The organism is Candidatus Thiodictyon syntrophicum (assembly GCF_002813775.1).
Classification (GTDB): domain Bacteria; phylum Pseudomonadota; class Gammaproteobacteria; order Chromatiales; family Chromatiaceae; genus Thiodictyon; species Thiodictyon syntrophicum.
Window position 1 is genome coordinate 5,474,494 of sequence record NZ_CP020370.1, and the last position, 13,304, is coordinate 5,487,797.

General features: G+C 68.5%; 12 protein-coding genes and 1 tRNA gene. 6 read left to right on the forward strand and 7 right to left on the reverse strand.

Going from position 1 to position 13,304, the window contains the following annotated elements; translation table 11 throughout:
- The first annotated feature begins 285 nt into the window (after positions 1-285).
- The 4 genes from menB to THSYN_RS23200 all read left to right on the forward strand — a co-directional run bounded on the left by menB (position 286) and on the right by THSYN_RS23200 (position 4,392).
- On the forward strand, positions 286-1,131 hold the full coding sequence (gene menB, locus THSYN_RS23185; protein WP_100921223.1) for a 1,4-dihydroxy-2-naphthoyl-CoA synthase: 846 nt from the start codon (positions 286-288) through the stop codon (positions 1,129-1,131).
- Positions 1,132-1,394: 263 nt separating this feature from the next.
- Positions 1,395-2,357 carry a 1,4-dihydroxy-2-naphthoate octaprenyltransferase gene (gene menA / locus THSYN_RS23190; RefSeq protein WP_100921224.1) on the forward strand — a complete coding sequence of 321 codons (963 nt, stop codon included), beginning with the start codon at positions 1,395-1,397 and terminating at the stop codon, positions 2,355-2,357.
- A gap of 188 nt (positions 2,358-2,545) precedes the next feature.
- Entirely contained in the window at positions 2,546-3,607 is a 1,062-nt protein-coding gene (menC, locus tag THSYN_RS23195) for an o-succinylbenzoate synthase (RefSeq protein WP_100921225.1), read from the forward strand.
- Positions 3,608-3,996: 389 nt separating this feature from the next.
- Positions 3,997-4,392, forward strand: a complete 396-nt coding sequence (locus THSYN_RS23200) for a septal ring lytic transglycosylase RlpA family protein (RefSeq protein ID WP_100921226.1) — start codon at positions 3,997-3,999, stop codon at positions 4,390-4,392.
- Here the strand turns inward: THSYN_RS23200 and THSYN_RS23205 are convergent.
- From THSYN_RS23205 to THSYN_RS23220, 4 genes are all read right to left on the reverse strand, one after another.
- Entirely contained in the window at positions 4,349-4,855 is a 507-nt protein-coding gene (locus THSYN_RS23205) for a hypothetical protein (RefSeq protein ID WP_236848660.1), read from the reverse strand. The genes THSYN_RS23200 and THSYN_RS23205 overlap by 44 nt on opposite strands.
- The gene (locus THSYN_RS23210; protein WP_100921227.1) at positions 4,794-5,069 is read right to left on the reverse strand and encodes a UPF0175 family protein; all 276 of its coding nucleotides are present in this window, start codon (positions 5,067-5,069) and stop codon (positions 4,794-4,796) included. The genes THSYN_RS23205 and THSYN_RS23210 overlap by 62 nt, the downstream gene beginning before the upstream one ends.
- 440 nt (positions 5,070-5,509) lie before the next feature.
- A complete protein-coding gene (locus tag THSYN_RS23215; protein ID WP_100921228.1) occupies positions 5,510-5,830 on the reverse strand; it encodes a type II toxin-antitoxin system PemK/MazF family toxin in 321 nt (106 codons plus the stop codon).
- Positions 5,817-6,188, reverse strand: coding sequence for a hypothetical protein (locus THSYN_RS23220; protein ID WP_157817881.1), 372 nt, complete (start codon positions 6,186-6,188; stop codon positions 5,817-5,819). Before THSYN_RS23220 ends, THSYN_RS23215 begins: the two co-directional genes overlap by 14 nt.
- A gap of 283 nt (positions 6,189-6,471) precedes the next feature.
- Here THSYN_RS23220 and THSYN_RS23225 point away from each other — a divergent pair, with 283 nt between their 5' ends.
- Positions 6,472-7,503, forward strand: coding sequence for a peptidylprolyl isomerase (locus THSYN_RS23225; protein WP_100922557.1), 1,032 nt, complete (start codon positions 6,472-6,474; stop codon positions 7,501-7,503).
- A gap of 277 nt (positions 7,504-7,780) precedes the next feature.
- Here the strand turns inward: THSYN_RS23225 and THSYN_RS23230 are convergent, their stop codons facing one another.
- The 3 genes from THSYN_RS23230 to tadA all read right to left on the reverse strand — a co-directional run bounded on the left by THSYN_RS23230 (position 7,781) and on the right by tadA (position 8,944).
- Positions 7,781-8,155 carry a Rap1a/Tai family immunity protein gene (locus THSYN_RS23230; protein ID WP_100921230.1) on the reverse strand — a complete coding sequence of 125 codons (375 nt, stop codon included), beginning with the start codon at positions 8,153-8,155 and terminating at the stop codon, positions 7,781-7,783.
- A gap of 60 nt (positions 8,156-8,215) precedes the next feature.
- A tRNA-Gly gene (locus THSYN_RS23235) sits at positions 8,216-8,291 on the reverse strand.
- A gap of 152 nt (positions 8,292-8,443) precedes the next feature.
- Positions 8,444-8,944 carry a tRNA adenosine(34) deaminase TadA gene (tadA, locus tag THSYN_RS23240; protein WP_100922558.1) on the reverse strand — a complete coding sequence of 167 codons (501 nt, stop codon included), beginning with the start codon at positions 8,942-8,944 and terminating at the stop codon, positions 8,444-8,446.
- A gap of 438 nt (positions 8,945-9,382) precedes the next feature.
- Between tadA and THSYN_RS36855 the strand changes: the two genes are divergently transcribed.
- Positions 9,383-13,213 (forward strand): nSTAND1 domain-containing NTPase, encoded by a 3,831-nt coding sequence (locus tag THSYN_RS36855; RefSeq protein WP_100921231.1) that lies wholly within the window; start codon positions 9,383-9,385, stop codon positions 13,211-13,213.
- The last annotated feature ends 91 nt before the right edge of the window (positions 13,214-13,304 follow it).

Genomic DNA, 13,304 nt, shown 5'->3' on the forward strand with positions numbered 1-13,304 from the left:
CGCCCTGGGTTTGCGGTTCAGTGGGATCCAGCCCTGAAGGGGCGTGACATCAGGAATCGACCGCGAAACAAGATCGTTATGTCACGCCCTTTCAGGGCTGACAGGTTCAATTCCAGGATCCCAGGGCGTTGCCCTGGGCTAGTATGTATGACCCCGTTGGGGTCATCGCCGGGACCGATGCGTCACGGGCACTGCCGCGGTGCCAATCCCCACGACACCGTACCGCGCGCCTTAACCACCATGCGGACTTGACGTTTTTCGCTCAAAAGTCTGGAGTCAACACGAATGCAGCAGCCCGCCGATCAGCCCACCGCAGACTGGGAGACCCCGCCGGGAGCGACCTACGCCGACATCCTCTACCAGCACTGCGCGGGCGTGGCCAAGATCACCATCAACCGCCCGGAGGTCCGTAACGCCTTCCGCCCGCAGACGGTGCAGGAACTGATCGACGCCTTCCACCGCGCCCACCTGGACCGCGGGGTGGGCGTCATCATCCTCACCGGTGCCGGTGACCTGGCCTTCTGCTCCGGCGGCGACCAGCGCATCCGCGGCGACGAGGGCTACCGTGACGAGGCCGGGGTCGAACACCTGAACGTGCTCGAACTGCAACGCCAGATCCGCACCCTGCCCAAGCCGGTGGTGGCCATGGTGGCGGGCTACGCCATCGGCGGCGGACATGTGCTGCACCTGATCTGCGACCTGACCATCGCCGCGGACAATGCCCGCTTCGGCCAGACCGGGCCGCGGGTGGGGAGCTTCGACGGCGGCTTCGGTGCCGGCCTCATGGCCCGCACCGTGGGCCTCAAGAAGGCCAAGGAGATCTGGTTCCTGTGCCGCCAGTACGATGCCGCCGAGGCCTTGGACATGGGCCTGGTGAACACCGTGGTCCCGCTGGCCGAACTGGAGTCCGTCACGCTGGACTGGTGCCGGACCATGCTGGAGTTGTCGCCGACGGCGCTGCGGATGCTCAAATCCGCCTTCAACGCCGACACCGACGGGCTCGCCGGCATCCAGGAACTGGCCGGGAACGCCACCGCCCTCTTCTATATGACGGCCGAGGGGCAGGAGGGGCGCGATGCCTTCCTGGAGCGCCGGGCGCCGGACTTCGGCAAGTTTCCGCGGCGGCCTTGATCAACAGCCATGGGTGCCGACGCGGGCCAATCAACCTAAAATCCACAGATGGACACAGATGGACACAGATTTTCTTCCGATAGTCATGCGCTTATCGCTATTGTTACAGTGACCGGCAAGGTGAGTCCCCCGTCAAGCGTAAGCTAATGAATCATCTGTGATAATCTGTGTTCATCTGTGGATAATTCCTCTTTATAGGATAAACAGGATTTTTTGTTGCCTTCGGGTGACCTTCGACAGCCGCTCTCGCACACTGGTTGAACATGCAACAACACCCAGACAGCTACACCGCAACGCTCGCCTTGGAACCGACCGAGCCGGTCGGCAAGGCGGCTGGCGGCACGGCCTCGACCCTCGGCCGCTGGATCGCGGCGGCGCGCCCCAAGACCCTGCTGCTGGCGGCCACGCCGGTGGTGGGCGGCATCGCCCTGGGGGTCGCGGACACCGGCCGTCTGGCGCCGCTGGTCGCGCTGACCACCCTGGCCGCCGCGCTGGCCATCCAGATCGGCACCAACCTGCACAATGACGCGGCGGACTTCGAGCGCGGCACCGACACCCCGGAGCGCGTCGGCCCGCCCCGCGCCACCGCGCAGGGGTGGTTCAGCGCCCGCCAGGTCCGCACTGCCGCGCACCTGACCTTCGGCCTCGCCTTCCTGCTCGGCCTGTTCCTGGTGGCGCGGGGCGGCTGGCCCATCTTCACGATCGGGGTCGCCTCGCTGGTCAGCGGCTATGCCTATACCAGCGGCCCGCGCCCGATCGCCTATGGCCCCTTCGGCGAGGTCTATGTGCTCGCCTTCTTCGGCCTCGCCTCGGTGGCCGGCAGCTACTACCTCCAGACCCTGACCCTGAACTGGCCGGCCCTGCTGCTGGGGCTCGCCCTGGGCCTGCCGGCCGCGGCGGTGCTGCTGCTGAATAACTATCGCGACCTGGAGACCGACCGGGCGGCCGGTCGGCGCACCCTCTGCCAGGTGGTGGGACGCCCACAGGCCCGGGTCCTCTATGCCCTGCTGCTGCTCCTGCCGCCGGTCCTGGTGCTGGGCGCCGGGCTCCCCGGGGCGACCTGGCTCGGGCTCGGCGCCCTGCCCCTGGCCCTGGTGCTGATCGCCCGCCTCTATCGCGGCGCCCGCGGCGCGGCGCTCAACACCATGCTCGGTCAGACCGGTCTGTACCAGGCCCTGCTCACCCTGCTCCTGATCGGCGGCTTCGCCCTGGGTGGCCGCACCTGAGCGGCGCAGCGCCCGCCCGATGACCCAAGAAAAAGCAGTTTAGCCGCAAATGAACGCAAATTGACGCAAATAATCAGAGACTTGGCCTTTGCTGCATGTCACCGTCCGGGGGCTGCCCGCGACGATGCTAACCAGCAGATTTATTTGCGCTTATTTGCGTTCATTTGCGGCCAAATACTCTTTCTGTGATGACGGCCTCACCGCGGGTGGAACTGGGGCTGGTCCCCTACCGGCTCGCGCTGACCCGCCCCTGGGCCAGCGCCCGCGGCGGCTTTCCGGCGCGGTGCGGCTGGCTGGTGATCGCAGAGTCCCAGGGGCTGCGCGGCTATGGCGACTGCGCCCCCCTGCCCGCCGCCGGCACCGAAAGCCCGGAGATGGCCGAACGCCGGCTCGGCGCCTTGGCCGCCGGGGCGCTCGACCTGGACGAGACCCTCGCCGCCTTGGCCCGGGCCCCCCGCAGCCCCACCCCGGCCGCCGATTTCGCCCTGGAGTGCGCCCTCTGCGACCTCGCGAGCCGCCTCGCCGACACCAGCCTGCGCCGCCGCCTCACCGCGTCCGCGCGCGACCGGGTCCCGGTCAATGCCGCCCTGGGGCCGCTCAGCGAGACGCATCCGGGCGACCTCGCCCGCGCCGCCCGAGCAGGCTTTCGGGTGGTCAAGCTCAAGGTCGGCATGACGACGCCGCAACTGGAACTGCAACGCCTGCGCGACCTCGCCGCCACCCTGCCCCCGGGGCTGCGCCTGCGTCTGGACGCCAACGGCGCCTGGGACCCGGCCGCGGCCAGACAGGTCATCAGCGCCCTCGCCGACCTGCCCGTAGAGTCACTGGAGGAGCCCCTGCAGGAACCCGACTGGCCGACCCTGGCCGCACTCCAGTCCATCGCCCCCTTCTCCCTGGCCCTGGACGAATCCGTCGCGGCGCACGCCGACACCCTCGACCCGGCCCGGCTGCCGGTGCGCCGGATCATCCTCAAGCCCGCGGCCATCGGCGGCCTGCACCGCACCCTCTCAATCGCCCGGCGGCTCCAGACCGCCGGGATCGAGGTCGTCATCACCAGCCTGGTGGAGTCCGCCGCGGGTCTCTGGCCGACCGCCCAACTCGCCGCCGCCATCGGCAGCCCCATCCCCCAGGGCCTGGCCACGGCCGACTGGCTGCGCGACGACCTCGGCGCCCCGCCCCGGATCCAGGACGGATACCTGCACCTACCCGACTCGGCCGGGTCCGGTTTCGCGCTATCCGACGAACGGTAGCTGTCGATAACCGCCGGTCCTGGACCCGCGGGGGGCCGCGCTCGGGCCGACTTGGGGGGCCTTTGAGACCCGCGCCCCAGTTCACGCGATTATTGACAAAAGCGCGCCACCGCACCGACAAGTATAAATTTTCTCGCCGACCGCCCGGGGCCCTGGGCGACCCCAGCAACGGCGACGCCCACCCGCTTCGACCGCCCCAGCGGCACATCAGTGAACCCTTACCGACCCATCCGCGTTCATAAGAAAAAGCTGCGTTAGGGTTTACCCCATTAGGGTTTCCCCCTAAACTCCCCGCCATCAGTAAACGACCGGCCAGCGGTACCCCCTGCCCAGACCTGGGCTTCAAGGATCGGCACCGCCGCCCGGCACGCAACCGACGGTTGATATCTATGAACAAGACCCTGGTCTCCAGCGCCCTGATCGCAGCCCTGCTCCTGATCGGCACCGAAGCCACGGCCGCCGGCCCCGCCGGCAAGGCCCAGGCGGGCATGGCCTCCTACTACCACGACCGCTTCAACGGCCGGCGCACCGCCAGCGGCGCCCGCTACAACAAGGGGGAACTCAGCGCCGCCCACAAGACCCTGCCGCTCGGCAGCCGGGTGCGGGTGACCGACTCCCGCAGCGGTCGCAGTGTGGTAGTACGCATCAACGACCGCGGACCCTACGCCAGGGGTCGCGTCATCGACCTCTCGCGCGCCGCCGCCAGCGAAATCGGCCTGGTGAGCAAGGGCGTCAGCCGGGTCACACTCGAAGTCCTGAAGGTTTCCAGCGAGGTCGGGACCTGATCGCACGCTCATCCCAGGCCCGGTTTGCGTCATCCGGCACATGGGCCACCGCCCAGGCCCCGAAATTGAACGCCGTACCGACAAAGGTCTGCGCACTGGCCGGGTAAAGGTAAGCGGTCACGGCATCGTGAAAGTTGGTCTGACTGGCGAATTGCTGCCAGTCGCGATAACCAGGCGCGCGATGGTCGAACATGGCCTGAACGACGATCCGCCGCAAGGTCGGGTGCATCAGCCCGTAAAATGAATTCCAGCGATCCTGCGACCGCAGCCACTGCCATTCCCAGGCCACCGCGAGCGCCTCCTCGTGCCAACGGTCGAAAGACCCGCCGAGCAAGCGTCGGCAGAAATCGCAAACGTAATGGAGGGCGACGTATTCACCACCAGGCGCATCGGGCGCTCGCTCATATCGCGACAGCCGCTCCGCCTTCAGCCTGACCGAGTTCCCGCGCGAGGCTGTCGTCATCAAGGATAAAGACATCGATACCTTCGCGCGCAAGCGCGCGAATGAAATCGCGTCTGTTCATCCCCGCCAACTCGGCCGCCCGTTCCTGTGACATCAGGCCACGCCCGTACCAGTGGATGGCCGCTGCCAGTTTCATCTCGCGGCCGAATTCGGTCGGCGAACGCCGCAGGGCGGATAACGCGGAATCGGGGATTGCGAGGGTCAATGCGGTCATGTGTGTTCTCGACGCGGTTGTCGGTGGGCGAATGCTACCAGAGTCGCTGTACGCCGAAGTGATCGAATAGGGTCTGGTTGCTGACCAGTATGAGTCCTTCGATCTGGGCTTGGGCGATCAGCATCCGGTCGAACGGGATGCTTAGCTAACATAGATTGGCTAAGTGTAGCAGTCAGACTGGGCCGCGTAACGATAGCCACCGGGCCGCGGTACAGCCGGGCCGGTTTGGGGGTCGGCCCGACGGCCGACCGAACCGACTCAATGATCCCCGAGCGCGCGCGGCGGGGCGCGCCTGCCCAGGGCGCTCGCAGGGTCACAAGAGCCAGGCCCAGCGGGACGGCCAGTCGCCCCAGGTTGATCCGGGCCGCGATGGGACTGCCCGTGCGCCCATTGGCGCGCAACAGTACGCGCAGCGGCTCGAGCAGTTCACGCGTGAGGTTCTAAAGCCCCAACTGGACCCGGATCGCACCCTCGACCGCGCGCAGGTCAGCGGCACAGAGGCTCCCGATCTGCTCCAGGAGTCTTGACTTGTCCGCCGTGGTGAGTTGGTCGGCCATGGCCTTGCTGAGGGTCCCCGCAATGCTGACCCTGGCCTCGCTCGGATAGAGCCGGTCGGTGTTACTGGTAAAGGGCACGACCTGCACCCGGTTCAGGAAGCGATTCGCCAGATCATTGCTGACGATCACCGCCGGGCGGCGCTTTTTGATCTCGCCGCCCACGGCCGGGTCGAAGTTCACCCACCAGACTTCACCCCGCCGCACGGTTCAGGTCTCCGATCAGCGCATTGCTCCAGTCCAGCGCCGCGGCCTCGCGTTCGGTGTCTGCCGCCATGGCGCGATAGGCAGCTTCTTCCTCCGACTCCGGCACGAGTTGCCGGACACGCTCCACCACCACGTCCTGGAACGCGGCCGGGACTATGAACCAGGTCGGATTCCCCCGGCTCTGTGGATTACCCAGCGGGCGACCTTCGTCGCCGTTCCAGCGCAGCCCGACACTGGGTTGGCCGTCGCATTCGAGCCGCGCAACCGCCGCGTTTCCCGGGCCGGCGTCGTAGATGACACGCACGTTGGAGACCCTGTTCTTAGGTCCTTGAACGGCTTCAGGACTGATGTAAGTCATGATCGATGCCTCTATCAGTTGGGACGAGGCTGAGCTTAGGTGTCTGATATAGCTACGTCAACACGTAAAATATCATGTAAGATCTTATGTATGATCTTACGTAAGAAGCTGGAACCCGGTTCAGCACATTTTCAGCCGCAGGATCAAGAAGTCCGAGAAATTCAGACTGCATCCGCAGAATCTTGCCGGCTGGCAGGTCCAAGAACCAAATCCAGGTTTCCGCCGTTCCGGAAAATTGGTATTGTTGTCGCTTCACTTTCGACTCACCGAGCAGACTGCCTACATGCGTATCAGCACTGGATTTTTTGCCCTCACCGCCATGACGGCGGCCCTCTACGGCGCCGAAATGGCCGCGGCTGCCGACGCCGCCGCGCCGCAAGGGGCCCCGGCCGCGGCCGCGGCGGCGGCCCCCGCCGCCCAGCCCACGGCAGTCGTCGTGACGGTCAACGGCGTGGCCATTACCCGGACCGAATTGGACCGTGCCACCCAGGCGTTTCTGGCCCAGAACCGGATGTCGGCGCCGACCGATCCCGCTCAGAAGAAAAAGATGGAAGAGGCCGCCCAGGAACAGATGGTCACGGAGGAGGTGCTGTATCAGGCGGCCAAGAAGGAGGAGGTTCCCGACCTCGACAAGCAGGTCGCGGCCAAGTTCGACGAGGTGAAGGCGCAGTTCCCCAACCCGGAGGACCTTGCCAAGGCGCTCACGAAAAACGGGATCACGGAGCAGGAGTTGAAGGACCTGCTGCAGCGCGATGTCGTAATCGGCGCGTACATCGCGAAGCAATCCGCCGCGGAGCCTGCCGTCACCACCGAGCAGGCGAAGGCCTTTTATGACGAGAATCTCGACAAGTTCAAGAAGCCGGAATCCGTCCGTGCCAGCCATATCCTCATCAAGTTCGCACCCAAGGCCACGGACGAGGAAAAGCAGGCGGCCAAGAAAAAGGCCGATGACCTCCTGGCAAAGTTAAAGGGCGGCGCCGACTTTGCCGAGGTGGCCAAGCAGGAGTCCGCCGATTCCAGCGCCAAGCAGGGTGGCGACCTGGGTGAGTTCAGTCGCGGCCAGATGGTCAAGCCATTCGAGGATGCGGCCTTTGGACTCAAGCCGGGCGACCTGAGCGAGGTGGTGGAGAGCCAGTTCGGCTATCACATCATCAAGTCGACGGGTAAGACCGAGGCGCAGACCGTTCCCTTCGCCGAGGTCCAGGCCAAGATCGTGCAGTATTTGACTGAGACGCAAGGCCAGAAGCGGATGGCAGCCAAGATTGCGGAATTGAAGAAGGCGGCCACGATCGTGCCTGCCGCGCAGGAGAAGTGATCGACCAACCGGTCGCCGTTCGCTGAAGCGATCAAGACGCCCCCGCACTGGCGCGCCGTGCGGGGGTGTTTTTTTGGGGATCAGTCAGCCCGACGGCCGTGAACCAGGAAAAAGCAGTTTGGCCGCAAATGAACGCAAATTCACGCAAATAATCAGAGACTTGGCCTTCACTGCATGTGCACCGTTCGGATGACGCCCACGACGATGCTAACCAGTAGATTTATTTGCGCTTATTTGCGTTCATTTGCGGCCAAATCCTCTTTCTGTTGGGCGCAAATCACTCCGGCCCGCCGGGGGTGCAGGGATAGAGCCGCGCCAGGATAGCCGGGACTACGCGATCGATGGCAGCCGTCTGATCCGGCGCGCGGCGCAGTTCGGCGATGACCTTGCGGACCGTGGTGGGCGTCGATTCATCGACGGGCAGGCACCAGCGGTAGACGGAGCCGTCGACCTGCCCGGGCTTGCACCCGCAGGGCGCGGTGTACCACTCGCACATGGCCGCATCGACACCCCGGTCGCCGTTGGCCGCACCGCGCGCGCAGGCGGCGAGCACCTGGGCGACGGTTGGCGTGGCCGCGAAGGGGCCGTCGGCACCGGTCGCCAGCAGGAGGCCCAAACCCAACCCAGCCGCGGCCCGTTCAATCGCGTTCATCGTCAGTCACTTTGCGCCGCGCAAAAAAAAGGGCCGCTCGATGAGCGACCCTGATCGATTTGGAGCGGGAAACGAGACTCGAACTCGCGACCCCAACCTTGGCAAGGTTGTGCTCTACCAACTGAGCTATTCCCGCTTTAGAAGCCAACTATTGTACGAGTTTGGCTGAAGCTGTCAAGTCCGAAGTGCCCACCGCCACGGCGAAGTGTCCTTTTCGCTTGTAGTTTAGTGCAGCCACGATCATTTTTCGCAGGATCGGGATTGCAGCCCGCGCGGTCCAGGCGGGTTTCACCGGCGCCCCCCGGCATCCTGGCGCCGCGCTCGGAAGAAGGCGCGCAGGGTTTCGCCGCAGGCGTCCGCGAGCACGCCGCCCGAGCAGCGCGTGCGGTGATTGAAGCGGCCGTCCGCGGGCAACAGGTCGAAGACACTGCCGCAGGCCCCGGCCTTGGGGTCCGGGGCGCCGTAGACGACCCGCTCCACCCGGGCGTGGATGATGGCCCCGGCGCACATGACGCAGGGCTCCAGGGTCACATAGAGGGTGGAGCCGGGGAGCCGGTAGTTGCCGCTGCGCCGGGCAGCGTCGCGCAGGGCCTGGACCTCGGCGTGGGCGGTGGGGTCGGCGGCGCCGATGGGGCAGTTCCAGCCCTCGCCGATGGGAGCGCCGGCGAGGACCAGCACGGCGCCGACCGGGACCTCGCCCTGCCCCGCGGCCCGCCCGGCGAGCGCCAGGGCCTCTTGCATCCAGTGGATGTCCTCGCCCGATGGTATCGACGACGCGGCCTCGAGCATGATCCCGGCCATCCCGCTAGCACTGCAATATAAGGCTGAAAAAGCGCACCGGGGCGATGTGCCACCCCCCGGGAGCATGGTCGAGGCCGGCGCCACGCTCAGCGCGGCGCGGCGTAACCGGCCTAGTCTAACGCCTTCGCCTTGAACCGTGTCGCGGTCCCGCCGACACGGGTGCGATCAGAACTGATGTCTTAACGCACCTGTCGTAGGGTACCCATCGCGTACCCTACAGCTACCGGACGTTCTCACGGACCGGGCGTCGTTGTCGTTGTCGTTGTCGGATTATTCGATTACGACAACGACAACGACAACGACAACGTACCCGGGATCTCGGTCACCACATCAGTTCTGATCGCACCCCACCGACACCAACACCGTTTTTATGCTAAAAATGCCGGGGAAAGCGCGGCCTGCATGAGCATATAGGGTATCCCGACGATGGCGGACTGGCAGCACGAGCGACAGGCACTCCTGGCCTACTACGACCGACTGCGCGGCCGGGCACTGGCATTGGAAGAGGAACTGGGCGCCGCGCTCAACAGTCTCGACCTGGTCGCCGCGCTGGTGCGGGCGCGTCGGGCACTGGAGGTCATCGTCATCGAGGTGTGCGAGCACGACCTCGGGCGGGCGCGCGGCACCGAGCCGCTGGTCGGGCTGCTGCCCAGGCTCAAAGAAGCGGTGCCCGCGTCGGCCCTGGCCGCCATGGTCTACCTCAACCAACTGGGCAACCTGGGCGCCCACCCCAAGCCCGTCACGGAGTTGGAGGTCGGACAGGCCTTCGTCGCACTGGCCGCGGTGCTCCACTGGTACGTGGTCGAGTACCGGCAGGGCTTCGGCGACCCGCCCGCCGGCACTCCAACCGGCACCGCGCCCGGCGCGCCCCCGGCGCCCCTGGCCCCCAACCCCTACCTGGGCCTGGACACCTTCGAGGAAAAGGACGCGGGGCGCTTCTTCGGCCGCGAGGCCCTGCTGGAGCGGGAACTCCTGCCCGCGTTCCTCACGCTGGCCGCGGGTCCGGCACGCCTGCTCGCGCTGGTCGGCCCCTCGGGCTCGGGCAAGTCCTCGGTGGCCCGCGCCGGCCTGCTGCCCCTGATCACGTCGCGCCTGCCGTGTCGGCTGCTCACCCTCACCCCCACCCATCGTCCGCTCGACGCCCTCGCGCAGGCCCTGGCCCGCCACGCCCTGCCCGAGGACCCGGCCCCGGCCGGCAAGGCGGCGGAGTTCCGCGCCCTGCTGGGCGCCGACGCCCTGGGCCTGACGCGCATCGCCGCCCTGCTGTGGGCGCACGCACAGACCCCGCTGGTGCTCCTGCTCGACCAGGCCGAAGAGGTCTTCAGCCTGTGCCAGGACCCGGCCGAGCAGGGGCTGTTCCTCGACAACCTGCTGGCCGCGGTCACGGACCCGGCGCCCCGGCTCGCGCTGCTGCTCACCCTGCGCAGCGACTTCCTGGGCGAGACCCAGCGCTTCCCCGCCTTCAACGCGCTCGTCACCCGCCAGGGCCACCTGGTGCCGGCCCTGGACGAGCCCGGGCTGCGCCTGGCCATCGCCGAGCCGGCACGCCTGGCCGGCCGGCCGCTGGACCAGGCCGTCGTCGACCTGCTCCTCGCGCAGAGCCTCGGCCGCGAGGGCGCCCTGCCGCTGCTGCAATACGCCCTGAGCGAGGTGTGGCGCGGGCTCGCGGCCGGGCGCCCGCCGGAGGAGACGCTGCGTGCCTGCAACGGGGTCGGCGGGGCCCTGGCCGGGCGCGCCCAGCAGGTCTATGACGGGCTGACCCCGGACGCGCAACGCACCGCCCGGCGCTGCCTGCTGCGGCTGGTCCAACTCGGCGAGGGCGGACCCGACACCCGCCGCCGGGTGGCGATCGACGACCTGCTCGTCGAGGGCGAGTCGCGCCCCGCGCTGCTCGCCATCCTGCGCCGCTTCGCCGCGCCCGACGCCCGCTTCCTCGCCTTCGGGCGCGATGCGCAGGGGCGCGACCAGGTCGAGATCACCCACGACGCACTGATCGCCCACTGGGGCGACCTGCGCGACTGGCTCGCCGCCGACCGTGACGACCTGCGCCTGCTCGCCCGGCTGGACGCCGCAGCCAGGCACTGGGAGCAACAGGGCGCGGCCGCGGGCCTCCTGTGGCGCCGGCCGGACCTGGACCTGCTGCGCCGCTATGCCGGGCGCGAGGGGGCGGCGCTGAGCCCCCTGCAGGGCCGCTTCTACCGGGCCGCGCGCCGACTGGCGGGGCGGGAACGGCTGCTGCGCGGCGGGGCCCTGGCCAGCCTGCTGCTGCTGACCCTCGCCTCACTCGGCGCCGCCTGGTGGGCGCGCCAGGCCGAGGCCCTGGCCGAGCGGCAGAAGCTGATCGCGCTGGACGCCATCACCCAGCGCACCTATGAGACGGTGGACAAGCTCGCGAAGGTCGCCGGGACCAGCCAGGTCCTGGGCGAACTCATCCGGAACAACGTCGCGCTGCTCGACCGGCTCCTGGCGTTGGACCCGGCCGATGCCAACACCCAGCACCATCAAGCCGCAAACCTCCAGCGCGCGGCCGACGCCTGGATGCAGCTTGGCGACACCGGGCGGGCCAAGGAGACCATGCAGCGGTTGCTGGATGTCACGCGGGGGCGTGCCGCCGCGGACCCGGGCAACAGTGTGTGGCAGCGCGGCCTGTCCATCAGCCACGAGAAGCTCGGCGACCTCGCCCTCGCCCTGGGCGACACCGCCGCCGCCCGCGAGGCATTCCGGCAGGCACTCGCCATCCGCGAGCGCCTGGCCGCCGCCGACCCGGGCAACAGTGAGTGGCAGCGCGACCTGTCCGTCAGCCACGAGAAGCTCGGCAACCTCGCCCTCGCCTTGGGCGACACCGCCGCCGCCCGCGAGGCATTCCGGCAGGCACTCGCCATCCGCGAGCGCCTGGCCGCCGCCGACCCGGGCAACAGTGAGTGGCAGCGCGACCTGTCCATCAGCCACGACAAGCTCGGCGACCTCGCCCTCGCCCTGGGCGACACCGCCGCCGCCCGCGAGGCCTACCGGCAGGCACTCGCCATCCGCGAGCGCCTTGCCGCCGCCGACCCGGGTAACAGCCAGTGGCAGCGCGACCTGTCCGTCAGCCACGAGAAGCTCGGCGACCTCGCCCTCGCCCTGGGCGACACCGCCGCCGCCCGCGAGGCCTACCGGCAGTCACTCGCCATCCGCGAGCGCCTGGCCGCCGCCGACCCGGGCAACAGCGAATGGCAGCGCGACCTGTCCATCAGCCACAACAAGCTCGGCGACCTCGCCCTCGCCCTGGGCGACACCGCCGCCGCCCGCGAGGCCCACCAGCAGGCCCACGCGATCACCGAACGCCTGGCCGCCGCCGACCCGGGCAACAGCCAGTGGCAGCGCGACCTGTCCGCCAGCCACAGCAGGCTCGGCAACCTCGCCCTCGCCCTGGGCGACACCGCCGCCGCCCGCGAGCACTACCGGCAGGCCCTCGCCATCGGCGAGCGCCTGGCCGCCGCCGACCCGGGCAACAGCCAGTGGCAGCGCGACCTGTCCGTCAGCCACAACAAGCTCGGCGACCTCGCCCTCACCCTGGGCGACACCGCCGCCGCCCGCGAGGCCTACCGGCAGGCACTCGCCATCCGCGAGCGCCTGGCCGTTGCCGACCCGGGCAACGGCGAGTGGCAGCGCGACCTGTTCGCCAGCTACCTCAGAATCAGCCGCGTCCGACTCGCCGCCGACGAGACCGCGGAGGCGCTGGAGGCCACGGACAAGGGCCTCGCCATCGCCCGACGCCTGGCGGGCGCCGATCCGTCGAACCCGCGGCGAGCGGCCGAGACCGCCGCCGCGCTCGGGCTGCGCGGCCAGGTCCACGACGCCCAAGGGCACCTGGACCTCGCGACGGACGATTACCGCGAGGCCGCCAAGCTAAACCCGGACGACGCCGATGCGCAGGGCGCCCTGGGCTGGTCCCTGATCCGGCTCGGCCGCTTCGCCGAGGCCCGGGCGCCCACCGAGCAGGCCCATCGCCTGGCCCCGACCGATGTGAATTGGACCATCAACCTCGGACACACCTATCTGCTGGCGGGCGACCCGGTCGGCGCTCAGCCTTATTACGACGCGTCCATCGCACAGATCCCGGACGCCGCAGCCTTGACGCAGGGCCCGGTCGCCGATTTCGAGCTGTTCATCGCCAAGGGTTGGCAGGTCAAGGCGTGCCGCGCCGCGCTGGCGCGGATGCGCGAGGGCTTTGCGCGGCGCGCCTCGGCCAAGCCGGCGGGGGGCGCCGCGCCCTGACTGGGCCGCGATCACGACAGATTGACCCGCACCCAAGCGCCGCTGCACTGCCGTTGAGTCAAGCCGAACGCGCGGACCCTGCTCCCTCCGC

Bases quoted from the DNA above. Each gene is read 5' to 3' on its own strand.
- menB (WP_100921223.1), top strand. From the start codon at position 286: ATGCAGCAGCCCGCCGATCAGCCCACCGCAGACTGGGAGACCCCGCCG.
- menA (WP_100921224.1), top strand. From the start codon at position 1,395: ATGCAACAACACCCAGACAGCTACACCGCAACGCTCGCCTTGGAACCG.
- menC (WP_100921225.1), top strand. From the start codon at position 2,546: ATGACGGCCTCACCGCGGGTGGAACTGGGGCTGGTCCCCTACCGGCTC.
- THSYN_RS23200 (WP_100921226.1), top strand. From the start codon at position 3,997: ATGAACAAGACCCTGGTCTCCAGCGCCCTGATCGCAGCCCTGCTCCTG.
- THSYN_RS23205 (WP_236848660.1), bottom strand. From the start codon at position 4,855: ATGACGACAGCCTCGCGCGGGAACTCGGTCAGGCTGAAGGCGGAGCGG.
- THSYN_RS23210 (WP_100921227.1), bottom strand. From the start codon at position 5,069: ATGACCGCATTGACCCTCGCAATCCCCGATTCCGCGTTATCCGCCCTG.
- THSYN_RS23220 (WP_157817881.1), bottom strand. From the start codon at position 6,188: ATGACTTACATCAGTCCTGAAGCCGTTCAAGGACCTAAGAACAGGGTC.
- THSYN_RS23225 (WP_100922557.1), top strand. From the start codon at position 6,472: ATGCGTATCAGCACTGGATTTTTTGCCCTCACCGCCATGACGGCGGCC.
- THSYN_RS23230 (WP_100921230.1), bottom strand. From the start codon at position 8,155: ATGAACGCGATTGAACGGGCCGCGGCTGGGTTGGGTTTGGGCCTCCTG.
- tadA (WP_100922558.1), bottom strand. From the start codon at position 8,944: ATGCTCGAGGCCGCGTCGTCGATACCATCGGGCGAGGACATCCACTGG.
- THSYN_RS36855 (WP_100921231.1), top strand. From the start codon at position 9,383: ATGGCGGACTGGCAGCACGAGCGACAGGCACTCCTGGCCTACTACGAC.